The following is a 21731-nucleotide window of genomic DNA, read 5'->3' as shown; positions in this document are numbered from 1 at the left end:
CTGTTTCGCTGGTCTGCCATGCTTGAACTGATCCAGATCTACTGGGCCGAGACCCTTGCCGTGCTCTCCGTGGTCTTCGGCACGCTCGCCGCGACGCATGCGGCGATGACCAAGCGTGAGGTTCGCTCTGCCCTCGGATGGGTCGGGGTGATCATTCTCTCGCCGCTTGTGGGGGCAATGATCTATGCGATTGCGGGAATCAACCGTATCCGTCGTGCGAACCTGATCTCTCGCCGTGCCCTGGAACTCGACCATATCTCGCGCAGCCTTTCGCTTTATGGCGTGAGCCGTGAAACGGTGGCTGCGCAGTTCGGCGACCGGTTCGGACAGATGAAGCTGCTCGGGGACAAGGTGACCCTTCGTCCGCTTTCGTCCGGCAACCACATTGCGATGCTCACCACCGGTGAAGAGACGTTTGACGGCATGTGCCAAGCGATCGAGGCCGCTGAACAGAGCATCATCCTCGAAACCTATATCTTCGATCGAGATGTCGCCGGTCGGCGCGTGGCCGACTGCCTGATCGCCGCGCACAAGCGCGGCGTGGCGGTGCGCGTGCTCGTCGATGCCGTCGGCGCCCGTTACAGCGTACCCAGCATCATCGGCTATCTGGAGCAGGGCGGCGTTCCCGTGGCGGTCTTCAACGGTCAGGTGATCATGGGGCTCCGGCTCCCTTACGCCAATCTGCGCACCCACCGGAAAATCATGGTGGTGGACGGTGCAACGGCCTTTGTCGGCGGCATGAACATTCGCGCCGGCTTTGCCGGGCCTGATGGTGCGCGTGATACGCATTTCAGGGTGACCGGTCCCGTCGTCGCCGACATCCTCGCGGTTGCGGCGGAGGACTGGCATTTCGAGACGGGCGAGGTCCTGCTGGGGCCGGAGTGGCGAGTGCGCCTCGACGATGCGGTATCCGGGACGGGGACCGCGATCCGGGCCGTGGTGTCGGGGCCGGACGCCCATTTCGAGACGAATCACCGGCTCCTGCTCGGCGCCTTCTCCGTCGCCGAGCGGTCGATCCGGATCGTCTCGCCGTATTTCCTGCCTGATACGACCTTCATCGCGGCGCTGAATACGGCGGCGCGGCGTGGGGTGAAGGTTGATGTGATCGTGCCTTCGCAGAACAATCTCGCCATCGTGGCCCGTGCAATGATGGGACAGTTCGACCAGATCCTGCAGGAAGGCTGCAGCGTTCATCTGTCGAGCGGCACCTTCGATCATTCGAAGCTCATGGTCGTCGACCGGCAATGGTGTTTCGTCGGATCGTCCAACCTCGATTCGCGTTCGCTCAGGCTCAATTTCGAGATCGATCTCGAAGTCTATGACCGGCGCCTGGCCGAGCAGATCGAGGACGGGATCGACGAGAGACTGGCGACGGCGGAGCAGGTGACCCTCGAAAGCCTGAGGGCTCGTTCCTTGCCGAACCGATTGATTGACCGTTTCTTCTGGCTTGGTTCGCCCTATCTTTGACAAACGAACCACCATTCGTGGCCGTCAGGGCCGGAACGGTCGGCGCCTCAAAAGACGACGGATGCATCTGGTGTGATGAAGAAGATTAAGCCCAGCCTCGCACGCACGATGGTGACCTCGCTGCGCAATCGCAAATCGCGGCCCGGCGAGGGTGCCGTATACGGGGTGACCGAGGGAGGGATGACGGTCGCCTCCTACAACGTGCACAAATGCGTTGGAACAGATGGGCGCTTCGATCCTGAGCGGATCATCGACGTCATTCGCGAAATTGGCCCCGACGTGATCGCACTCCAGGAGGCGGATCAGCGTTTCGGCGAGCGGTCCGGTCTGCTCGACCTCAACCGGCTCAGGCTCGAGACCGGCTTGCTGCCGGTTCCCGTCATCTCCGGTCCGAAGTCGCATGGCTGGCGCGGCAATGTACTTCTGTTTCGCGAGGGCATCGTGCGCGACGTGCACCAGGTCGCCCTGCCGGGGCTGGAGCCGCGCGGCGCGCTGGTCGCGGAGATCGATCTCGAAAGCAGGTCAGGGCTTCGCGTCATCGCCGCGCATCTGGGCCTCCTGCGCTGGGCCCGGCGCCAGCAGGCCGACGTCATTCTCGACCTCCTGCAGAGCCGTGACGAGCGGCCGACGCTTTTGATGGGCGACTTCAATGAGTGGCGGCTGGGGCCGGGCTCGGCTCTGACCCGGCTCGAGCCCATCTTCGGACCGCTACCGACACCGATCCCAAGCTTCCCGGCAGGGCTTCCGGTCCTGTCGCTCGACCGGATCATGGCCAACAGGGCCGGGTTGATCGCCGATCTCACGGTGCATGACACGCCGCTTGCCCGCGTTGCCTCAGACCACCTGCCGCTGACCGCGCGTCTTGATCTCGCCAAGGTGGAGGACTGAGGACCGGGCCTTTTCATTCGCCGATTTTCCGCTAAACCCGACGGGAGAATTCCGGAGGTTGCCATGGCCATTCACACCATTCCCGTCGAAACCCTGAACGAGGAGCAGGCGAAGGCCGAGCTGCAGCAACTCGCAGCCGAAATCGCCCATCACGACGCGCTCTACCATGGCAAGGACCAACCAGAGATCTCGGATGCCGATTATGATGCGCTCAAGGCGCGCAATGATGCAATCGAGACGCAGTTTCCGCAGTTGGTGCGCACCGACAGCCCATCGCAACGTGTCGGCGCTGCACCTGCCGGGATCTTTGCCCAGGTCGTGCATGCCCGGCCGATGCTGTCGCTCGACAACTCGTTTTCCGACGAGGACGTGCAGGATTTCGTGTCTTCCGTCTATCGCTTCCTCGGCCAGATGCCCGACAAATCCATCGCGTTTACCGCTGAGCCAAAGATCGACGGCCTCTCCATGTCGCTGCGCTACGAGAAGCGCAGGCTGGTGACGGCTGCCACGCGTGGTGACGGGACGACCGGCGAAAACGTCACGGCCAATATCCGCACGATCCGCGAAATCCCGCAGGAACTGCCGGCCGATGCGCCCGATGTCGTCGAAGTGCGCGGCGAGGTCTATATGGCGAAATCCGATTTCATGGCGCTCAATGCGCAGATGGAGGCCGAGGGCAAGCAGACCTATGTCAACCCGCGCAACACCGCGTCGGGTTCGCTGCGCCAGCTCGATCCAAAGGTGACGGCGAGCCGCAATTTGCGCTTCTTCGCCTATGCCTGGGGCGAGATGAGCGACATGCCCGAAGACACGCAGTGGGGCATGGTGCAGGTGTTCGAGCGTTGGGGCTTCCCCGTCAATCCACTGACGCGCCGGCTGAACTCTGTCGAGGAGATCATCGGGCACTACAGCGATATCGGGCTCAAGCGCGCCGATCTGGATTACGATATCGATGGCGTGGTCTACAAGGTCGACCGGCTGGATCTGCAGGCGCGCCTGGGCTTCCGCTCGCGTTCGCCGCGCTGGGCAACGGCCCACAAGTTCCCGGCCGAGCAGGCCTTCACCACGGTCGAGGCCATCGACATTCAGGTTGGGCGCACCGGCGCGTTGACACCGGTCGCCCGTCTCACGCCTGTGACGGTCGGCGGCGTGGTCGTGACCAATGCCACCCTGCACAATGCCGACTATATCGAGGGCATCGGCAATTCCGGTCAGCGTATCCGCGAGGAGGAGCATGATATCCGGATCGGCGACACGGTCATCGTCCAGCGCGCCGGTGATGTCATTCCGCAGGTCCTCGATGTCGTGCTGGAGAAGCGGCCAGAGGATGCTGCAAAATATGTCTTCCCGACGAAATGCCCGGTCTGCGGCAGCCATGCGGTGCGGGAGAAAAACGAGAAAACCGGCAAGCTTGATTCCGTCACCCGCTGCACCGGCGGCTTCGTCTGCCGCGCCCAGGCGGTCGAGCACATCAAGCATTTCGTCTCGCGCAATGCCTTCGACATCGAGGGGCTCGGCACCAAGCAGGTCGATTTTTTCTTCGAGAGCGAGGATCCGGCGCTGATGATCCGTACAGCGCCGGATATTTTCACGCTCAAGGCGCGCCAGGAACAATCGCTTACCAAGCTGGAGAACATTGAGGGCTTCGGCCGCGTAAGTGTTCGAAAACTGTTCGAGGCAATCGACGCACGGCGCGAGATTGCGCTCAATCGCTTCATCTTCGCACTGGGGATCCGCCATGTCGGTGAGACCACGGCGAAGCTGCTGGCGCGTTCCTATGGCAGCTACGAGGTCTTTTCGCAGGCGATGCAGGCCGCCGCTTCCAAGTTTGGTGAGGCTTGGAACGAACTCAACAATATCGAAGGGATCGGCGAGGTCGTCGCAGCCTCGATCGTCGAGTTCTTCAAGGAGCCGCGGAACCTGGAGGTCGTGCAGCGTCTGCTCGACGAGGTTCGACCACTCGATGCGGAAGTGGCCGTCACCAGCGGCAGCCCTGTTGTCGGAAAGACCGTCGTCTTCACCGGATCGCTTGAGCGGTTCACACGTGACGAGGCAAAGGCACGTGCCGAATCGCTTGGCGCCAAGGTGGCTGGTTCGGTGTCCAAGAAGACCGACTACGTGGTCGCAGGCCCCGGGGCCGGGTCGAAGCTCGACAAGGCGCGGGAACTGGGCGTCCAGGTGATGACCGAAGACGAGTGGCTGGACTTGATCGCCGGGTGATCATGCGACGCTGAAGGCGGCGTCGCTCAGATCGATGGCCGGACTGTCGAGATGTGCGGTGCGCGGCAGGTCGCGTTCGAGCACGATGCGGTTGCGGCCGGCGGATTTGGCGATGTAGAGCGCCCGGTCAGCGGCGGCGTAGACCGCAGAAAAGTCCCGGATCGGCGTGATGTCGGCCAGCCCGCCGGAGATGGTAACTGCGATTGTGTGTTGCACGGCGTCGATCTTGTGGTTGGCGACGGTCCGGCGAAGCTTTTCTGCGAGCGACACGACCTCGGCGAAATCGGTGTCGCGGAAAAGGATGGCAAATTCCTCGCCTCCGATGCGTGCGACGAGATGCGGCGGTCCGGCAATCTCCTTCAACGTCCCGGCGATGGAAACGATCACGTCGTCACCGGCCAGATGTCCGTACCGATCATTGATCTGCTTGAATCGGTCGATGTCGATGACCAGCAAGTGCCCCCGTTCCACCTGGGAAAGGTCCTCAATGAAGGCGCGGCGGTTGAGCAGGCCCGAAAGCATGTCTGTCCGGCTCATCTGGCGAAATTCGAGCCGCGTGCGGGCAAGATGAATCACGGCATAGCCCATATAAAGGGAGCAGAGCATCGTCAGGGTGAAGGACACGATGAAGGCGATACCGCAGCCAATCGCGAGATCTCGGAGCAGCGGATTGAGAAGAACACCCAGAGCGTGCAGGACGACCAGGATCAGCGCGACCATCACACAGGCAAGGATGGTGGTGCGGATCGACAACCGCGTCGCGAAACGCATCACGGGATCCCAACTGTCGAACTCGGTCAGTCCAATGTCACGTATCACCCAGGCTTCTATCTGTTTTTTCAACATTACCACCGCCTATTCAATATAACTTGAAACCACGGATACCCGTGAACCGCCACATTGACTTCGGTGGCGTACTCATTCTGAAATATCGGTGACCCGGTAAGACTGGGTGGCCACCTTCGGTCAAGGTGAAGAGAGCTGTCCCGACAGTAAAGCCGTCTCCAGCACTTATACCAAATTTAATCCATCACCAATTAAATTAAGATGAATTTGAAACTCTGGATTGCATGTTCTGTCGTTCCGATACGGAACGATCACGGCTCTGTGAAGCCGGCAGGCAATATGCTCAGGCGGTAGCGAGAAGGGTCGTTGGCGAAGAGCAAGCCACCTTTGCTGGTGGAGCCGGCGGCCACATAATCGAAGGTCACGCTCGTCTCTTCGACCGGTGTTGCGCCATCCATGAGGGTGCCTTTGACCTCAACTGCGGCCGCCGTCGCGTCTGATGCGTTACGCACCTGGATCATGACGCGCCAGCCTGCGGGGAGGGGCTTGATGTCGAGCACATGCGCCGACAATACCGGCGGATTGTCGTCGGTCGTCCAGGCTTCCCAAAAGATCCATCCGGTCATTGCAAGAACGATCACGGTGGCCAAGAGACCGGTCAGCCATTCGATCCAGTGGGGACTGATCTGCTCCGCATTCTTGCTTACACTGGAACGGGTCACGGAATTGCTCCTCACAGGATTAGACGGGCAGCAGCGGCGCCGATGGCTGCCGGGAAAGAGAGGACAACCACTGCCAGGATCGCCTGGGCCGAGCCGAGGTCATCCAGCCGGCCGAACGTCCAAAGGGCATAGAGGCTAACGACAAGCGCGACGACATAGCCGGGCAGGGTGAAGCGGACAAAGGCGTGCCATCCGGGTGTGTCCTCCTGCAGGCTGTGGCCACCGCGAAAGGCGAGTGCGTAGACGAAACCGTGCATGAGAAAGATCGACAGGGACAGAAGTCCCAGCGCATGCCAGGCCGTCATTTTGTGTGCGAGCAGGATCATCTCCTCCGTCGGGGCGAGATTGAGGGAGAGGAAGAGCGCGCCGACCGCCATCATGAAGAGCTCCGTGGCGTAGCTCGTTTCCACCGCATCACCGGTCTTGTCTTCCTCTTCGTCGTCCTCGTCTCGCATGCTCAGCTGGCTGCGGCCGAGCAGGGCGCCGATGCTGGCGGGCACTGCCTGGAGTGCAACCATTCCCACCCATTCGCGCGGCGCCATGTCCAGTGTGATCACGCCGAACAGCACGAGGATCAATGCACTGGCTGCCACCCCCATCCCATACGCGACGATGGCGTCGCGGGTGGATTCGCGCCAGGTGGCGGTGTGTTCGAAGCCGATTCGATGGGAGAGCCCGATCAGGAGCGGAAAATTGAGGGCAAGCAGCAGAAACAGGCGCTCGCGTTCCATGTAGAAGCCGAGAAACCACATCTCCATGGTCATCAGCATGGGGATGGAAAAGAGCAGGGCGCCTGCGACACCGCGCGCGATGCCGATCAGGAAGCGGTTTACGCGGTCCGGCTCGTGCCGGTCCGTATTGTCGCGTTGCTGTCCATCCACTGCCGCCATTGTTCCACCGTCCCTTGCCGCGCAGGGAATGCGCGAGTGACGATGGTTGTTCCACCATGCGGAAATGAAGACGCCAGCCCGAAGGCTGGCGTCAGTCGTTCATCGATTTTCAAGCCGAAATGCATTGTGGCTGGTGAAGCTCAGACCTTCGGCTTGTACGGCTTCTTCTTTGCGCCGGCGGCGGCGCCCCGGTCTTCGAACTTGCCTTTTGGCTTGCCAGCAAAGGCAGGCTTTCCACCATAGGCCGGTTTGTCACCCTTTGGCTTGCCGGCCCAATCAGGCTTTGCGGACTTGTCCCAGGCGTTGGAGGCGCCCTTCGGCTTCTTGAAGGCTGGCTTGGCCGGGGCGTCGCCCCAGACTTCGGCATCGGCAGCAGCCATGGCGTCACGGGGCGGACGAGGGGCTGCGTCGTCCTTGCGGGGATAGGGCTTCTTGTCCCCGAACGGCTTCTTCTCGCCAAAGGGAGCCTTGTCGCCAGAGGGCTTGCGGTCGTCCGACTTGCGGTCGCCATAGGCCTTCTTCTCTCCATAAGGCTTGCGGTCGCCTTCCTCGCGCGGCGGACGCGGCGCCCGTTCCTTCGGCGGTGCGCCAAAGTCCGGCATTCCAGGAAGCTGCGAGAGTGTGATGCCGCGTTCGAGTGCCTTATTGGGGCCGAGGGCGCCGAGGAACGTGTCGAGAGCGCTCGCGGCAATCTCGACGAAGGTTTCCTCCGGCTGCATCTTGATCGCGCCGATCTCGTTTTTGGTGATGTTGCCATTGCGGCAGAGCATCGGGATCAGCCAGCGGGGCTCGGCATTCTGGCGGCGGCCGACAGAGACGGAGAACCAGACGCTCGCACCGAAATCGCCGCGCGGTTTTGTCGCCGAATTGGCCGGATTGGCGTAGTCAGGCTCCTTGCGGGCCTTGCCAGCTTCGAGGCTGACGGGGATCAAGTCTTCCGGTGCCGAGCGGTGGCCGCGCTGCAGGCGCAGGAAAGCGGCCGCGATCTGTTCGGCGCCATGGGTCGCAATCAGTGCCTCGATCATCGGTACTTCGTCTTCGCCGATGACCTGGGTCAACGAAGGATCTGCCATCAGGCGTTCATCGTCGCGGGCCTGGACTTCGTCGGCGGACGGCGGCAGGGCCCAGGTCGGGCGAACATTGGCACCGCCGAGCAGGCGTTCGGCCTTCCGGCGCGCGCTGTTCGGCACGATGAGCGCAGACACACCCTTGTTGCCGGCGCGGCCGGTGCGGCCCGAACGGTGCAGCAAGGTCTCGGAATTGGTCGGCAGATCGGCATGGATGACGAGTTCGAGGCCGGGAAGATCGATGCCGCGGGCAGCGACGTCGGTCGCGACGCAGACGCGCGCACGGCCGTCGCGCATGGCCTGCAGCGCATGGGTGCGTTCGTTCTGCGAGAGTTCGCCCGACAGAGCGACGACCGAGAAGCCGCGATTGTGAAGGCGCGCGGTCAGGTGGTTCACGGCGGCGCGGGTCGAGCAGAAGACGATGGCGTTCTTCGCCTCGTAGTAGCGCAAGACGTTGATGATGGCGTTCTCGCGGTCGGGATTGGCGACTGCCAGCGCACGGTATTCGATGTCGATATGCTGCTTCTGCTCCGAGACCGTCTCGATGCGGCGTGCGTCGCGCTGGTAGCTCTTGGCGAGATCGGCGATCGAGCGCGGCACGGTGGCCGAGAACATCAGCGTGCGGCGCTCGTCGGGCGATTGCTCCAGGATGAATTCGAGATCCTCGCGGAAGCCGAGATCGAGCATTTCATCGGCCTCGTCGAGCACGACGACGCGCATCTGCGACAGGTCGAGAGCGCGGCGCGTGATATGGTCGCGCAGGCGGCCGGGAGTGCCGACGATGATGTGGGCGCCGCGTTCAAGGGCGCGGCGCTCGTTGCGGATGTCCATGCCACCGACACAGGAGCCGATAATCGCGCCGGTCTCGGCATAGAGCCATTCGAGTTCGCGCATGACCTGCATGGCGAGTTCGCGGGTCGGTGCAATGGCGAGTGCCAGCGGTGCGCCGGCGCGATCGAAGCGACCACCTTCCGGCAACAGTGTCGGCGCCATGGCAAGGCCGAAGGCGACGGTCTTGCCGGATCCGGTCTGGGCCGAGACGAGCGCATCGCGACCTTGAAGGTCGGGGTCGATCATTGCCTGCTGCACGGGGGTAAGTGTCTCGTACCCGCGCTTGCGCAAGGCCTCAGCGATCGCCGGGACGATGGCGTCATAATCAGTCATGAATTGGTCTTTCGAATGTGATGGATGGTGCGGGCCAAAGCACCGCGCCCGCCGATTGCGGGTATGTTTGCGCCGTTCCTACTCGCAAGGACCCGGAAAGTCGAGAGGGAGCCGGTGAAAAGGCGTCTTATGGTGAAGGGGCAGGGTGGCGCGGTGCCTTGAACGAATCCCTCTCAGCGCCTAAGGCTTGCGCATGTCTATCTCCGATTTCTCCGGCAGAACCATCGCCATCGACTTCGAGACCGCAACGGAAGCGCGGGCGAGTGCCTGTTCGATCGGGCTCGCCTTCATCGAAAAAGGGCGGGTGGTCCGCGTCGAGGAGCGGCTGATACGGCCGCCGCAAAACCGCTACTCTCCCTTCAACATCGCCATTCACGGCATCCGGCCGGAGCATACGGCTCATGCGCCGGATTTTGTCGAGGTCATGGCCGAGTTCGCGGGTGAGTTCGAAGGTGCGCGGATGATCGCGCACAATGCTTCCTTCGATTTATCCGTGCTGCGGGCCTGTCTCGATCTCTGTGGGCTGGAATATCCCGAGCTCTCCTATCTGTGCAGCGTCAAACTTGCCCAGCGCCACTGGCCGGACCTCGGCTCGCATCGCTTGAACGTGCTTGCAGCCCATCTGGGACTGACTTTTGCGCATCACAATGCGGCGGAAGATGCACGCATTTGTGCGGAAGCCTGCCTTGCAATGGCGACCGAGGCCGAGGCGGAGGATCTGTTTGAATTGGCGCTGAAGCTCGGGCTCAATCCTGGCCGTCTCAGTCGGCGGAGCTATGATCCCTGTTCCTTTGCCCGCAAGCCAAAGACGAGATCGGTCGCCTTGCAAGCGTGACGGCAGATCCTATCTTCATTGAAATCACGAAGGAGTGAACTCAATGCTGATCCGTCAAACCACCGCCGCTGCCCTCATGCTTGCTGCCACGGCGATCCCCGCATCGTCCGAGGTCGTGGGCAAAGTCGGAGTCGACTGGGTCGGCAACGACATTGTCGTTGAAGCCGTGACGGATCCCGATGTGAAGGGGGTGACGTGCCATGTCACTTACTTCGACCGCTCGCTCATCGACCGTCTGTCCAAGGGCAACTGGTTCGAGGATCCGTCCAATAACTCAATCGCGTGCCGCCAGACCGGGCCGATCGAGATCGGCGACATCGACCTGTCGGATGATGGAGAGGAAGTGTTCAGGGAGGGGCTTTCGATCATCTGGAAGTCGCTCGTCGTCAACCGGATCTACGACAAGGAAAACGACACGCTGATCTATCTTGCGCATTCGCGTCAGGTGGTCGAGGGGTCGGCGAAAATGGCGATCTCGACTGTGCCGCTCTTCAATCAGAACGTCGTATGGACGTCGGGCAAGCCATAATGATCGACCATATTAGGGGGCATTGGTCCCTTGCCGGATCGATGTGACGTCGATCACTTTCTCGGTTTTCGTGTCTCGTCCATGACAGCGCGGTCGGCAGGCGTAACCCCAATATCGCAGCCGGCCGGAGAGCAGCCTGTTCAGCTCCCCAACAAAAGACGCCCTGGAGCCTTTTCGGATCCAGGGCGTTTTGCGTGGTGATGGAAGATCGATTACTTGACGTAGACGATCTTGCCGCCATTGGCAGCGGTATCAACGTCGATGACATTCATGGTCTCGATGCTCTGCTCCTGAAGAGCCGCCATCAGGGCCGGGTCAGCGCTGACTTCAGCTTGGGCTTCAGCCATCGCAGACTGGTCGTTGGTCATCCGCTCAAGGCGCGTGTGCTGCTGACGATCCTGGTCGTTGTTCAGGCTGTCGAGACGAACGATGCTCACACCTTCGGTTGCCATTGTCGTGGAATTCGTGGTGGTTGCGGTATCAACCATCGGTTCGGCGGTCTGTGCCAGGGCGACGCCCGAAACGGAAGCGATGGACATGGCACCGGCGAGCGCGAGCTTTACTGCAGAATTCATAGTCTTTCTCCTTGGTTTCTTTTCAGAAACTTCCGGTCGTCGGAAGCTGACAGGAGAACGTCAGACTATGCATACGGTTCCGCCCAGATGCGAAACTATTTATATAATACAACTACCATTCGAGGTAGTTTTATACAACGGCAGGACGGTGCCCCTGGCTGAGTTGATCACTTTCAAAAGAGAGCAGGAGAGGAAGATGCCCCGGATAGTCGGGGCATCTTCCTGGGAAGGGCGGGTTGGCTCAGGCCGCCTGCGCCAGTTCGTCGGCGATGACGGTGTCGAGGTTGAGGAAGCAGACCATCGACTTTTCGAGTGCAACGATGCCACGGCAGAAGGCGCGCTGCGCTTCCGGGATGATTTCCGGTGCCGGCTGCAGGTCTTCGCTCTTGATCGTCATCATGTCGGAAACCTGTTCGACCAGAAGGCCGACCAGCTTGCCGGCGATGTCCGTGACGATGATCGCCGCGCGCTCGGACGGTTCGGTCATCTTCATGCCGAGCCGGCATGCCATGTCGATGACCGGGATGACGGCGCCGCGCAGGTTGATCAGGCCGAGGACGTAAGGCGGGGTGTGTGGCATCGGCGTCACCGGTGCCCAACCGCGGATTTCGCGGATGGCCATGATGTCGATGCAGAATTCCTGGTCGCCGAGATGGAAAGACACGATTTCCAGATACGCACCCGACTGTTTGATGGCATTGCTCATGGTCAGAACTCTTCCCAGTGTTCTTTCGCTTCGGCAGCTGAGGCTGGTGCCGAAGCAGTTCGGTTAAACGATCCCGCAACCCTGTCCATCAGCGCCCGCGGGGAAGACGGTCTCTGAAGGGGAGGCGGCGTTCGCCGGCTCCTGATGTTGGACATGAGCAGTCTGGCCCAAGGTCACCTTGAGCTCACCGGCGAGGTGCGAAAGGGGTTCCGCATCTCTCGCCAGCCTGTGGCCTGCCGCTGTGGTCTGCTCTACCATCGCAGCATTCTGTTGCGGGACCGGTCCATCTGGCCGACGGCCGAATTGATCTCGCTCAGTTCCGCCGATTGTTCACGCTTGCTGGTAACGATTGCCTTAACATGGTGGCATTTTCGTAAATATCTTCCCCAAAACGGTCCAATACGTGACCGGCTGCAGTCAGCTTGTCAGGTGGCTGTGATCGCGCGGCGATAGAGATGCCAGGTGGCGTGACCGGCAACAGGGAGGACCACGAGCAGGCCCAGAAACAGCGGTACAAGTGCAGCGATGGCCAGCCCGGCCACGACAAGGCCAAACGTCAGCATCGGGACGGGATTTTCGATGACTGTGCGCATGCTCGTGAGCATGGCGGTCACGAAATCAACGTCGTGGTCGAGAAGCAGAGGCATGGAGATCACGGTTGCACTGAAAAGGATGGCGGCGAGGACTGTGCCGACGATCGTGCCAATGGCGAGGAAGAGCAGCCCTTCCGGTGTCGTGAGGACCACCCTGGCAAAGGCGTCGAGCGTGGCCGGGATGCGAAACCCCAGGAAAAGGGCCATCAGCAGGCGGATCTGGTAGATCCAAATCCAGAAGATGAAGAGGACGACGAAGGCCATCCAGGAGAGCTGTCGCTCGCGCTGGCGGAAGACTTCGGTCAATACCGTTTTCCAGCCGATCTTTTCTCCCTGCTGGTGTCGGCGACTGATCTCGTAGAGACCGACGGCGACGAAGGGGCCGATCAGGGGGAAGCCGATCGCGACGGGAATGATCATCCAGGGCAGTTGATAGGATGTCAGCATCACGGCGATGAAGATCCCGCCAAAGGCATAGATCGCGCCGAAAAACACCCCGAAGGCCGGATAAGTGCGGAAATCACGCCAGCCATCGGCGAAGGCGCCGCTGATGTCGTGCATCCGCAGCCGGTTGATCTGCAGCTTCGGCGGTGAGCCCCGTTGGAGTGCCTGCTGTTCCATGGGTCCCTCCCAAGACGTCTGGTCCTGCGGCAATCTGTCAGGAAATGCCGATTCTGTTCCTTGATATCCGTCAAGTCGCAAGAGACGTTCGGAAAATGTCGCGTTTCATCCTCCCAGAATTGCGCTAGGATAAGACATGTCCAATCTCGCGCGCACTCCAAAATGGTTGCCTTACACGGCTTTGCTTCTGGCGGGCGCCATCTTCACTTTGGCGGTCTTCCTCGGCTGGATGCGGTTCGGCGGTGAGATCTTCCTGTCCCTGATCGAGAGCGGTCTCGCCTATTGTTTCTGATCGCCGTTGGCCACCGTGACAAATCGGCGCTCTTTCCTGCAATATCGTGGAGTTGAATTGCCATCCGCGTCTCGGGAGCTTATCCGGCGTAACAAGGATTTCAAACGCTAAGGATTAGCCAGCATGAAAACGGTGAGAGTGGTCTTGTGGGCGGCGGTGGTGGTCATGGCCGGTGTGCTCGGCTGGCTCACATACCAGGTCACGCAATCCAAGGAGCAGATCGCCGAAGCACCCTTTGGCGTGCCTTTCCAGCTCGTTGATCAGAACGGCCAGCCGATCACCGAGCAGGCCTTGCGCGGGAAACCGACCGCGCTCTTCTTCGGCTTCACCCATTGCCCCGAAGTGTGTCCGACCACGCTGTTCGAGCTCGACGGCTGGATGAAGACGGTCGATCCCGATGCGAAGGGGCTCCAGGCCTATTTCGTGACCGTCGATCCGGAGCGGGATACGCCAGAAATCCTTGGCCAGTATATTTCCAATGTGACGGACCGGGTGACGGGCATCGCCGGCGATCCGGCCAAGATCGCCGAGGTCGTCAAGGGATTCCGCGTTTATGCCAAGAAGATCCCGTTGGACGAGGCACAGCCGGACGGGGACTATACGATGGACCACACGGCCTCCGTTTTCCTCCTGGACGCGGACGGGCGCTTCAAGGGAACGATCGCCTATGGAGAAAATCCCGACACGGCGATCAAGAAGCTCGAAAACCTGATGAAGGGCTGATTGTGGGGCCCTCGCCGGAGGTTGCCATGGCGGCGATTGCGTTGTACCGCAACGCCTGACCATCCAGACCCGCCGAGGAAGACCGATCGTGAGCGAAATTCGCCTCTATGTGAGCACCACCGAGAAGAACGCCAACCGGATCCTCGATCTGATGAGCTTCGCTTTCGGCGAGGAAGACTTCGCCATCGCGACCACAGAGGTCGACGAGAAGGCGGACATCTGGGAAGCTTCCATTTATCTGATGGCCGACCAGGAAGACGAGGTCAGGCCCCGCGTACAGGACCTGCTCGCCGAGGAATTCCCCGACGCCACGATCGAGCGGGAAGTCATTCCGGATATCGACTGGATCGCAAAGTCGCTCGAGGGTTTGAAGCCCGTACGCGCGGGACGGTTCCTGGTGCATGGCTCGCATGACCGTGACAAGGTCCAGATCAATGACGTCGCGATCGAGATCGATGCCGGCCAGGCATTCGGGACCGGTCATCACGGGACGACGGCTGGCTGCCTTGAAGTGATCGAGAAGGTGGTCCGTTCGCGCAAGGTCCGCAATGCGCTTGACCTTGGGACGGGCAGCGGCGTGCTGGCCATCGCAGTTCGCAAGCTGCTTCCGGTGCCGGTGTTGGCAACGGATATCGATCCGATCGCGGTCAGGGTCGCCCAGGAAAATGCGCGCCGCAACCAGATCATCGACGGCATCGATTTCCGCACAGCTCCGGGCTTTCACTCGACCGCATTTCGGGACCACGGCCCCTTCGATCTGATCATTGCCAATATTCTGGCGCGGCCACTGATCAAGATGGCGCCGCAGCTCGTCACCCATCTCGCACCGAATGGCTCGGTCATTCTCTCAGGCATTCTCGCAGAACAACGCTGGAAGGTGATCGCCGCCTATAGCGGCGAGGGGCTTTCGCATGTGAAGACGATCTGGCGCAATGGCTGGGTGACCATTCACTTTACGCAAGGCAAGGGCTGACGCATTTCGCCAGTTGCACGGACAAAAGAAAAGGCGGCCCACAAGGAGCCGCCTTTTTTTGCACGGCATGGAGCCGCGCCGGGGTCCGCGAGCGTGGGAGGAGCGCTCAAGCGGATTGTCGGCTGGACGGTCGGGTTCGACCGTCGCTGATCAGATGATCGAACGCTGATGCGGGCGACGGCGCAGTTCGTCGCGTGTCAGGCCCATGGCAGCAAGCGATGCGTCGTCGAGCGACAGAAGTGCGCCCGTTGCATAGAGATCGGCACGACGCTGGCGTGCCTCGACAAGATTGTTCAGGGCTGTGCGCAGGAAAGAATTGGCCATCTCTCGGTTCCTTCTAGGTTTCGGACGCTCGTCTCTGCGTCCTCGATGATTGACATATAGTCTCATCGGCCGGGTTCAGTCAGATGGCTTGGAGCACGGGAGGTCTGCGTTTGCTGCATAGCAACATGAGTTACGCCTCAATTTGCGGCATATCTGACTCAGATGAGTGGCATCTGCCGCGAAACGATGCGCCGATGGTGGTGAGGGGCGGGTGGCCTTGCTATAAGCGCTGACAGAATCCACAACCCATCGCGAGCAAGTTCATGTTTCAATCCTTCGAGGTCAAATCCACGCCGATTCACGGCAAGTCCCGCGTCGCAGCGATTCGGGGCCTGTTTGGCGAGCTCGGCATCGATGGCGTACTTGTTCCTCGTTCAGACGAGTATCTGGGCGAATATGTCCCGGAGTCGGCGGAGCGCCTAGCCTGGGCGACGGGCTTCACCGGATCCGCCGGCATGTTGATGGTGACCGAGACGCTGGCTGTCGTCTTCGTCGACGGTCGCTATGTGACCCAACTTGCCCAGCAGGTGGACGTTTCGGTCTTCACGCCTGGCGATCTCGTTGGCGAGCCGCCGCACAAATGGATCGAGAACCGGGCGCCGAAGGGTTTCTGCCTCGGCATCGACCCCTGGATGCATACGGGTGCCGAAGTTCGGCGCCTGGAAAAGGCACTTGCAGACAAGGGCGGCAGCCTCGTCTTCCTGCCGTTCAATCCCGTGGATCGTCTCTGGACGGATCGTCCCGCCGAGCCCAAAGGCGCTGTGATGATCCAGGCCCTTCATCAGGCTGGCGTATCGGCAGCCGACAAGCTGAAGAAGATCAGCGCCGATCTCGCCGAGAAGAATCTCGCGGCGGTTCTGATCACCGATCCCTCCTCGGTCGCCTGGATCTTCAATCTGCGTGGCAGTGACGTTCCGCACACGCCGCATCCGCTGTCGCGTGCGATCATCAAGGCAGACGGCTCGACGGAGCTCTTCCTTGACAGTGCCAAGACCAATGCCGAGGTCGAGACCTATCTGCGCGATCTCTGCGAACAGGTAAACCCAACGCTGCTCGCCGAGCGGCTGGAGCGGGTGGCCCGTGACGGTGGCCGCATCCTCGTCGATCCCGACCTCGCTCCTTATGCGCTTTCGCGCATGATCCGGGAAAGCGGTGGGGAAGTGGTCGAGGGCAATGATCCGGCCAAGCTCGGCCGCGCGGTGAAGAACATGGTCGAGCTTAACGGCTCGGCTGCCGCCCATCTGCAGGATGGTGTCGCTCTGGTGGAGTTTCTCCACTGGTTCGATGAGCAGCCGCATGGCAGCCTGACCGAGATCGAGGCCGCGAAGAAGCTGGAAGCGGTGCGGGCCTCGGTTGGCGAGCGCATGCAGAACCCGCTCAAGGATATCTCCTTCGACACGATTTCCGGTGCCGGCGAAAATGCCGCGATCATGCATTACCGCGTGACGACGGAGAGCGACAGGCAGATCCGGCCGGCCGAGATGTTCCTGATCGATTCAGGCGCGCAATATGTGAATGGCACGACGGACATTACCCGCACGCTCGCCGTCGGCACGGTGCCGGAGGAGCAGAAGCGCTTCTTCACGCTTGCGCTGAAAGGCATGATCGCGATCAGCACGGCGCGTTTTCCGAAGGGCACGCGTGGCTGCGACCTCGATCCGCTGGCGCGGATCGCGCTCTGGAAGGCCGGTGCCGATTTCGCCCATGGCACCGGTCATGGCGTCGGCTCCTACCTCTCGGTGCATGAGGGTCCGCAGAGGATCGCCAGATTGTCGACGCAGGAACTGCTGCCCGGCATGATCCTCTCCAACGAGCCTGGCTATTACCGCCCGGGCAGCTTCGGGATCCGCATCGAAAACCTGATCTATGTGCGAGAGGCCGAGGCGATCGAGGGTGGTGACCAGCCGATGCTGGGTTTCGAAACCCTGACCTTCGTGCCGATCGATCGCAACCTCATCGTCGAGGACCTGCTGACGCGCGACGAGCTGCAGTGGCTCGATGCCTATCATTCCAGGACCCGCGAAGAATTGTCGCCGCTGATTGCCGATGCCGCGACGCGGCAATGGCTGGAGCAGGCGACGGCGCCGTTTGGGCGCTGAGGATCAGCCGATCAGCTGCCGCATCAGCATGACGACGGCCCAGCCGCCGATCAGCATGGGAATGGCCCCAAAGCGCAAGCAGATCAGGACGGCTGCAGCCATGGCGATCTTTACGTCGATCTCGCCATAGAAGAAGGCGGGGGCGACGAGTGCGGTGAGGACCGCTGCGGGGACGGCATTGAGCGCCGCCTCCAGTCGCGGCGGCATGGATTTCAGCCGTTTGACGAGAAAATAGCCACCCACACGGGTGAGGAAGGTCGCGGCGGCAGCCGCCGCGATCAGCAGCGTCATATAGGGGGTGAGCAGGGTCGTCACAGTGCGGTCTCCTTACCTGCCGCCACCGGCAGCGGAAGAACGGCTGCCAGCAAGATGCCAGCAAGCGCGCCCACGCTGATGTGCCAGGGGGCGCCGATCAGGTGCTGGGCAATGACCGAGACCACGGCGCTCACGGTGACGATCATCAGGAAATTGCCGCGCTTTCGAAAGCCGAGGACGAGGCCGAGGAAATAGATCGGCAGAAGCACGTCGATGCCCCAGTCGGCAGGATTGCCCATGACGCTGCCGAGCGCGCCCCCGACTGCGCTCATGGAGACCCAGGGCACGTAGATCATTGCGCCGAAGCCGAAGTACCAGGGAAAGCTCACTGCGCGACCGCTTTCGCCTCGGGCGATAGCCTCGGCGAATTGCGGATCTGTGAGCAAGAAGAAGCTCAGCATCTTTTGCGGGAATGTGTAGTGATCGATGAAGGGCGTGAGTGCGGCCGAATACAGGATGTGACGGAAGTTGACAGCGAGGATCGAGAGCACGACGACCCACATGGGCACGTTCTGGCCGAACAGTTCGATACCGACCAACTGGCTGGCGCCCGCGTAGACGGTTGCGCTCATCAGCGCCGCCTCAGCCACGGTCTGGCCGTTTGCGACGGCGACCGCTCCGAAGAGGACCGCAAACGGACCGGCCGAGATGATGACGGGAAGCGCCTTCAGCGCACCTTGGGCGAATTCGGATCGGGACATCTGGGCTGTTCTCGCGTTCATCTGCTCGCTAACGCCTGTTTGTCTTGCGGACAAACCAATTCCACTGATGGAACGACCATCGGCGTTGATGATTGCCAATGCCATCGGGCGGTTGCCGGCGTCTTGTCGAAAAGTTGCATTCAGGGTGGGCGGACCGTGGCTGGACGTTTGCCCGGGTTCCCGGCGCCCCCGGCGTGGTTGTTATTGCCGTCAGATCGATACCGGGCTCCGACCGTCAATCACCACCCGTTTGCGCTGAGACAGCGGCGGATATCTGAAAATACTGTGTTCAGGTTCTTCCTGAACCAGTGTCCCATCCACTTCAACCGCACTGATCCAGGACAGGCCGTATTGCGTCGCGAGATCCCGAACGGCCCTCCAATGCGCTGCTTTTGCGGCATCCCCCGCCCTTATCGCGCTTCGGACATAAGTAACGCACTCGTCGGACAGTCCCACTGTCAAAGGATGTCCCCATGCCTCGCGCAGTGCACAGAAGTCGCGCCAGACCTCGCCGCTGACAACAAAGATCACGTCGGGGCGATAGTCTTTCAATGTCGCGGCCTTATCAGCGATCGAGGACGCTGGATCGCTTCTTCAATGGCTGTGTTTCGCGGTGCGGATCGCGCATCATCCAACTCTGCCGCGCCTTCTCGTAAACCGGCGACATAATTCCGATCATCTGGGCGGCCCATCGAAATTTCCGCTATTTCTTCGGGCGGATCTGGAAGGTGTGTTCCGGGCCCGGGAAAATGCGGTCCTTTACCTCGGCGGCATAACCCCCGGCGGCCTTGTCGATGACGTCGGCCAACTCGCTGTAGTGCTTGACGAAGCGCGGCTTGAATTCGTTGAACAGCCCGAGCATGTCGTCGGAGACGAGGATCTGGCCGTCGCAGGCGGGGGAGGCGCCGATTCCGATCGTAGCCGCCTTCACCGTTGTGGTGATTTCGCGGGCGAGAGGTTCGACCGTGCCTTCGATCACCATGGCGAAGGCACCGGCTTCGTCGATCGCCTTTGCGTCGCGGCGGATCTTGTCCTGCTCTGCTTCACTGTGGCCCTTGGAGCGATAACCTCCGGACGTGTTCACCTGCTGCGGCATCAGGCCGATATGGCCGAAGACGGGAACACCGCGGCTGACGAGAAATTCGACTGTTTCGGCCATTTCCGCCCCGCCTTCGAGCTTCACGCCGTCGCAGCCGGTTTCCTTCATCAGGCGCACGGCATTGCGGAAAGCCTGTTCCTTGCTCTCCTGATAGGCGCCGAAGGGGAGGTCGACGATCACGCAGGCGCGTGACGTGCCGCGCATCGTGGCCTGGCCGTGGGCGACCATCATGTCCATGGTGACGCCAACGGTGGTTTCCATACCGTAAAGCACCATGCCGAGGCTATCGCCGACCAGGAGCAGGTCGCAATGGCGGTCGAGAATGCGGGCAACAGGTGTCGTGTAGGCCGTGAGCGAGACGATCGGCGTGACGCCCTTGAGGGCTGTGATGTCGGCCGGTGTCAGGCGCTTCTGGCGGGGTGGTGTGCTCATGTCAGGCGGCCTCCATGCCGGTGGCGGCCGCTTGGCCGATGATGCGGTTGTCGAGAAGCTTGGTCTTGCCGAAGCGGACGTAGAGCAGGACAAGTGCCGTGTCCTTCACTTTATCGATCCGCTCCAGGGTGCGCGGGTCCCGGATGGCCACGACCTCAGGCTCGGCAAGCGGTTCGGTGCGGATGAACTCGACGAGTTTCGCTTCCAGTGTCGGCACGTCACGGATACCGGTCCGAACCAGACGCTCTGCTTCGGCGAGTGTCTTCGGCACGACGACCGCTGCGGCCCGCTCGGCGGCCGAAAGATAGACGTTGCGGGACGAGCAGGCGAGGCCGTCCCCCTCGCGCACGGTGGCCACGGGCACGATGCGCACAGGTTGCGCAAGATCCTTGACCATCTTCTGGATGATCGTGACCTGCTGATAGTCCTTCTCGCCAAAATAGGCGCTGTCGGGCTGGACGATGTTGAAAAGCTTGGTGACGACGGTCGCCACACCGGCGAAATGGCCGGGACGGGCCTCGCCCTCGAGTTCGGAGCCGAGTTTCGGCAGATCGACCACCGTCTGCATCGGTTCCGGATACATGTCCTGGACATCGGGGGCGAAAAGGAAGTCTACGCCTTCTTCTTCCAGCATCGCACTGTCGCGGATGAGGTCGCGCGGATATTTCTCGAGATCCTCGTTCTTGCCGAACTGCAGCGGGTTGACGAAGATCGAGACGACCGTCACCTCGTTTTCAGACTTGGCAAGGCCGACGAGGCTGAGGTGCCCCTGATGCAGATAACCCATGGTCGGCACGAAGCCGATGGTATGGCCGGCGCGGCGGCGGGGCGCGAGCTTCTGTCGCAAAGCGGCGATCGTGGTGACGATTTCCATGACCGGCGTTCTCCCTGTCTTCTCATTGGCTCGGCTCTAACGCTTGCCGTCAAAAAAGGCAATCGCACGAATCCTTTGCAGAAACTTGCTCAGAAACCGATTCGGCTGCTGTCAGTGATCTCGACACCCGCCTGGCGCATGGCCTCGATGGCCTCTTCAACGCCTTTCGGATCGATGCCGCGGCAGCCGTCCGCAATCAGCCGGACCTTTGCCCCCGGCAGCATGTCCACCGCATCGAGCGCGGAGAATTTGACGCAGTAATCTGTGGCAAGCCCCATCACATCGAGCTCTGTCACGCCCTTTGCCTTCAGCCAGTCGGCAAGACCCGTGAGTGCCGCCTTGTCATTGTCGCGGAAGGCGGAATAGCTGTCGACCTTCGGGTTCTCACCCTTGCGCTGCACGAAGTCGATGCGATCGGTCGCGAGTTCGGGATGGAACTCGGCATCGACGCTGTCCTGCACGCAGTGGTCGGGCCACATGACCTGGGGTTGGCCGGAAAGCTCTCCCATGTCGAAGGGATTCTTGCCGCGATGCTGGGAGGCGAAGCTGCCATGGTTGGAGGGATGCCAATCCTGCGATGCGACGATGATGTCATACTTGCCGCTTGCCATCAGGCGATTGGCGACGGGCACGACCTCGTCACCTTCCGCAACCGGTAGATTGCCTCCCGGGCAGAATCCATTCTGGATGTCGATGAGCAGAAGGGCCTTGGTCATGATCACGCTCCAATCCATGTGCGGCGCAAGATGGCAATCACCACGCTCGGGATCAAGGCCAGGGTCCGTGTTTTCCGAGGGTTCCGAAATATGGAACAATCATTTGGTTCCATCGTTCCG

At 61.3% G+C, this 21731-nt stretch carries 23 protein-coding genes; 9 read left to right on the top strand and 14 right to left on the bottom strand.

The features are described from left to right. The first annotated feature begins 18 nt into the window (after positions 1-18). From cls to ligA, 3 genes are all read left to right on the top strand, one after another. On the top strand, positions 19-1467 hold the full coding sequence (gene cls, locus QTL56_RS06575; protein ID WP_245136571.1) for a cardiolipin synthase: 1449 nt from the start codon (positions 19-21) through the stop codon (positions 1465-1467). 75 nt (positions 1468-1542) lie between these two features. Beyond that, complete coding sequence (locus QTL56_RS06570; protein WP_229576884.1) at positions 1543-2355, top strand: endonuclease/exonuclease/phosphatase family protein; 813 nt, start codon at positions 1543-1545, stop codon at positions 2353-2355. Between the two features lie 63 nt (positions 2356-2418). After that, positions 2419-4575, top strand: a complete 2157-nt coding sequence (gene ligA, locus QTL56_RS06565) for an NAD-dependent DNA ligase LigA (RefSeq protein WP_245136572.1) — start codon at positions 2419-2421, stop codon at positions 4573-4575. Here the strand turns inward: ligA and QTL56_RS06560 are convergent, their stop codons facing one another. The 4 genes from QTL56_RS06560 to QTL56_RS06545 form a co-directional block, all read right to left on the bottom strand. Then, complete coding sequence (locus tag QTL56_RS06560; RefSeq protein ID WP_245136573.1) at positions 4576-5421, bottom strand: GGDEF domain-containing protein; 846 nt, start codon at positions 5419-5421, stop codon at positions 4576-4578. Positions 5422-5672: 251 nt separating this feature from the next. After that, positions 5673-6083, bottom strand: coding sequence for a TIGR02588 family protein (locus QTL56_RS06555; RefSeq protein ID WP_245136574.1), 411 nt, complete (start codon positions 6081-6083; stop codon positions 5673-5675). An 11-nt stretch (positions 6084-6094) separates the two neighbouring features. Next, complete coding sequence (locus QTL56_RS06550) at positions 6095-6973, bottom strand: TIGR02587 family membrane protein (RefSeq protein WP_229576810.1); 879 nt, start codon at positions 6971-6973, stop codon at positions 6095-6097. A 140-nt stretch (positions 6974-7113) separates the two neighbouring features. Then, complete coding sequence (locus QTL56_RS06545; RefSeq protein ID WP_245136575.1) at positions 7114-9204, bottom strand: DEAD/DEAH box helicase; 2091 nt, start codon at positions 9202-9204, stop codon at positions 7114-7116. Positions 9205-9397: 193 nt separating this feature from the next. On the opposite strand from QTL56_RS06545, the gene QTL56_RS06540 reads away from it, so the two are divergent. Beyond that, positions 9398-10039, top strand: a complete 642-nt coding sequence (locus QTL56_RS06540) for a 3'-5' exonuclease (protein ID WP_245136576.1) — start codon at positions 9398-9400, stop codon at positions 10037-10039. A 43-nt stretch (positions 10040-10082) separates the two neighbouring features. Continuing rightward, positions 10083-10568, top strand: coding sequence for a CreA family protein (locus tag QTL56_RS06535; protein ID WP_245136577.1), 486 nt, complete (start codon positions 10083-10085; stop codon positions 10566-10568). A gap of 212 nt (positions 10569-10780) precedes the next feature. Here QTL56_RS06535 and QTL56_RS06530 read toward each other — a convergent pair whose 3' ends face one another. The 3 genes from QTL56_RS06530 to QTL56_RS06520 all read right to left on the bottom strand — a co-directional run bounded on the left by QTL56_RS06530 (position 10781) and on the right by QTL56_RS06520 (position 13063). After that, positions 10781-11143, bottom strand: coding sequence for a hypothetical protein (locus QTL56_RS06530; RefSeq protein ID WP_229576806.1), 363 nt, complete (start codon positions 11141-11143; stop codon positions 10781-10783). Positions 11144-11384: 241 nt separating this feature from the next. Then, a complete protein-coding gene (locus QTL56_RS06525) occupies positions 11385-11849 on the bottom strand; it encodes a chemotaxis protein CheW (RefSeq protein ID WP_006725961.1) in 465 nt (154 codons plus the stop codon). 425 nt (positions 11850-12274) lie between these two features. Next, positions 12275-13063 carry a DUF2189 domain-containing protein gene (locus QTL56_RS06520; RefSeq protein ID WP_245136578.1) on the bottom strand — a complete coding sequence of 263 codons (789 nt, stop codon included), beginning with the start codon at positions 13061-13063 and terminating at the stop codon, positions 12275-12277. A gap of 136 nt (positions 13064-13199) precedes the next feature. On the opposite strand from QTL56_RS06520, the gene QTL56_RS06515 reads away from it, so the two are divergent. From QTL56_RS06515 to QTL56_RS06505, 3 genes are all read left to right on the top strand, one after another. Further along, entirely contained in the window at positions 13200-13355 is a 156-nt protein-coding gene (locus QTL56_RS06515) for a hypothetical protein (protein WP_229576804.1), read from the top strand. Positions 13356-13478: 123 nt separating this feature from the next. After that, positions 13479-14078 (top strand): SCO family protein, encoded by a 600-nt coding sequence (locus QTL56_RS06510; protein ID WP_245136579.1) that lies wholly within the window; start codon positions 13479-13481, stop codon positions 14076-14078. 88 nt (positions 14079-14166) lie between these two features. Beyond that, positions 14167-15051 carry a 50S ribosomal protein L11 methyltransferase gene (locus QTL56_RS06505; RefSeq protein ID WP_229576802.1) on the top strand — a complete coding sequence of 295 codons (885 nt, stop codon included), beginning with the start codon at positions 14167-14169 and terminating at the stop codon, positions 15049-15051. Positions 15052-15201: 150 nt separating this feature from the next. Here QTL56_RS06505 and QTL56_RS06500 read toward each other — a convergent pair whose 3' ends face one another. Next, a complete protein-coding gene (locus QTL56_RS06500; RefSeq protein ID WP_229576801.1) occupies positions 15202-15375 on the bottom strand; it encodes a hypothetical protein in 174 nt (57 codons plus the stop codon). A gap of 263 nt (positions 15376-15638) precedes the next feature. Here QTL56_RS06500 and QTL56_RS06495 point away from each other — a divergent pair, with 263 nt between their 5' ends. Beyond that, positions 15639-17474, top strand: coding sequence for an aminopeptidase P family protein (locus QTL56_RS06495; protein WP_245136580.1), 1836 nt, complete (start codon positions 15639-15641; stop codon positions 17472-17474). Between the two features lie 3 nt (positions 17475-17477). On the opposite strand, the gene QTL56_RS06490 is transcribed toward QTL56_RS06495, so the two are convergent. The 6 genes from QTL56_RS06490 to pncA all read right to left on the bottom strand — a co-directional run bounded on the left by QTL56_RS06490 (position 17478) and on the right by pncA (position 21611). Beyond that, the gene (locus tag QTL56_RS06490; protein ID WP_245136650.1) at positions 17478-17765 is read right to left on the bottom strand and encodes an AzlD family protein; all 288 of its coding nucleotides are present in this window, start codon (positions 17763-17765) and stop codon (positions 17478-17480) included. A 20-nt stretch (positions 17766-17785) separates the two neighbouring features. Then, the gene (locus tag QTL56_RS06485) at positions 17786-18490 is read right to left on the bottom strand and encodes an AzlC family ABC transporter permease (RefSeq protein WP_229576799.1); all 705 of its coding nucleotides are present in this window, start codon (positions 18488-18490) and stop codon (positions 17786-17788) included. A 210-nt stretch (positions 18491-18700) separates the two neighbouring features. Then, complete coding sequence (locus QTL56_RS06480) at positions 18701-19042, bottom strand: hypothetical protein (protein ID WP_229576798.1); 342 nt, start codon at positions 19040-19042, stop codon at positions 18701-18703. A gap of 151 nt (positions 19043-19193) precedes the next feature. Then, entirely contained in the window at positions 19194-20021 is an 828-nt protein-coding gene (gene panB, locus QTL56_RS06475) for a 3-methyl-2-oxobutanoate hydroxymethyltransferase (protein WP_229576797.1), read from the bottom strand. Between the two features lies 1 nt (position 20022). Further along, positions 20023-20895, bottom strand: a complete 873-nt coding sequence (panC, locus tag QTL56_RS06470) for a pantoate--beta-alanine ligase (protein ID WP_245136581.1) — start codon at positions 20893-20895, stop codon at positions 20023-20025. An 89-nt stretch (positions 20896-20984) separates the two neighbouring features. Next, positions 20985-21611 carry a bifunctional nicotinamidase/pyrazinamidase gene (pncA, locus tag QTL56_RS06465; protein WP_245136582.1) on the bottom strand — a complete coding sequence of 209 codons (627 nt, stop codon included), beginning with the start codon at positions 21609-21611 and terminating at the stop codon, positions 20985-20987. Between the last annotated feature and the right edge of the window lie 120 nt (positions 21612-21731).

Origin of the sequence: Peteryoungia algae (assembly GCF_030369675.1) — a bacterium.
In the GTDB taxonomy this organism is placed as follows: Bacteria; Pseudomonadota; Alphaproteobacteria; order Rhizobiales; family Rhizobiaceae; genus Allorhizobium; species Allorhizobium algae.
This window is presented reverse-complemented; position numbering and strand designations above follow the sequence as displayed.

What these genes read in the sequence shown, in the direction of transcription:
- QTL56_RS06540 (WP_245136576.1), top strand. Translation starts at nt 9,398, where the DNA reads ATGTCTATCTCCGATTTCTCCGGCAGAACCATCGCCATCGACTTCGAG.
- QTL56_RS06500 (WP_229576801.1), bottom strand. Translation starts at nt 15,375, where the DNA reads ATGGCCAATTCTTTCCTGCGCACAGCCCTGAACAATCTTGTCGAGGCA.
- pncA (WP_245136582.1), bottom strand. Translation starts at nt 21,611, where the DNA reads ATGACCAAGGCCCTTCTGCTCATCGACATCCAGAATGGATTCTGCCCG.
- QTL56_RS06535 (WP_245136577.1), top strand. Translation starts at nt 10,083, where the DNA reads ATGCTGATCCGTCAAACCACCGCCGCTGCCCTCATGCTTGCTGCCACG.
- QTL56_RS06490 (WP_245136650.1), bottom strand. Translation starts at nt 17,765, where the DNA reads ATGACGCTGCTGATCGCGGCGGCTGCCGCCGCGACCTTCCTCACCCGT.
- QTL56_RS06530 (WP_229576806.1), bottom strand. Translation starts at nt 11,143, where the DNA reads ATGAATTCTGCAGTAAAGCTCGCGCTCGCCGGTGCCATGTCCATCGCT.
- panB (WP_229576797.1), bottom strand. Translation starts at nt 20,021, where the DNA reads ATGAGCACACCACCCCGCCAGAAGCGCCTGACACCGGCCGACATCACA.
- QTL56_RS06545 (WP_245136575.1), bottom strand. Translation starts at nt 9,204, where the DNA reads ATGACTGATTATGACGCCATCGTCCCGGCGATCGCTGAGGCCTTGCGC.
- QTL56_RS06515 (WP_229576804.1), top strand. Translation starts at nt 13,200, where the DNA reads ATGTCCAATCTCGCGCGCACTCCAAAATGGTTGCCTTACACGGCTTTG.
- panC (WP_245136581.1), bottom strand. Translation starts at nt 20,895, where the DNA reads ATGGAAATCGTCACCACGATCGCCGCTTTGCGACAGAAGCTCGCGCCC.
- QTL56_RS06525 (WP_006725961.1), bottom strand. Translation starts at nt 11,849, where the DNA reads ATGAGCAATGCCATCAAACAGTCGGGTGCGTATCTGGAAATCGTGTCT.
- QTL56_RS06510 (WP_245136579.1), top strand. Translation starts at nt 13,479, where the DNA reads ATGAAAACGGTGAGAGTGGTCTTGTGGGCGGCGGTGGTGGTCATGGCC.
- QTL56_RS06495 (WP_245136580.1), top strand. Translation starts at nt 15,639, where the DNA reads ATGTTTCAATCCTTCGAGGTCAAATCCACGCCGATTCACGGCAAGTCC.
- QTL56_RS06570 (WP_229576884.1), top strand. Translation starts at nt 1,543, where the DNA reads ATGAAGAAGATTAAGCCCAGCCTCGCACGCACGATGGTGACCTCGCTG.
- cls (WP_245136571.1), top strand. Translation starts at nt 19, where the DNA reads ATGCTTGAACTGATCCAGATCTACTGGGCCGAGACCCTTGCCGTGCTC.
- QTL56_RS06550 (WP_229576810.1), bottom strand. Translation starts at nt 6,973, where the DNA reads ATGGCGGCAGTGGATGGACAGCAACGCGACAATACGGACCGGCACGAG.
- QTL56_RS06485 (WP_229576799.1), bottom strand. Translation starts at nt 18,490, where the DNA reads ATGTCCCGATCCGAATTCGCCCAAGGTGCGCTGAAGGCGCTTCCCGTC.
- QTL56_RS06520 (WP_245136578.1), bottom strand. Translation starts at nt 13,063, where the DNA reads ATGGAACAGCAGGCACTCCAACGGGGCTCACCGCCGAAGCTGCAGATC.
- QTL56_RS06560 (WP_245136573.1), bottom strand. Translation starts at nt 5,421, where the DNA reads ATGTTGAAAAAACAGATAGAAGCCTGGGTGATACGTGACATTGGACTG.
- ligA (WP_245136572.1), top strand. Translation starts at nt 2,419, where the DNA reads ATGGCCATTCACACCATTCCCGTCGAAACCCTGAACGAGGAGCAGGCG.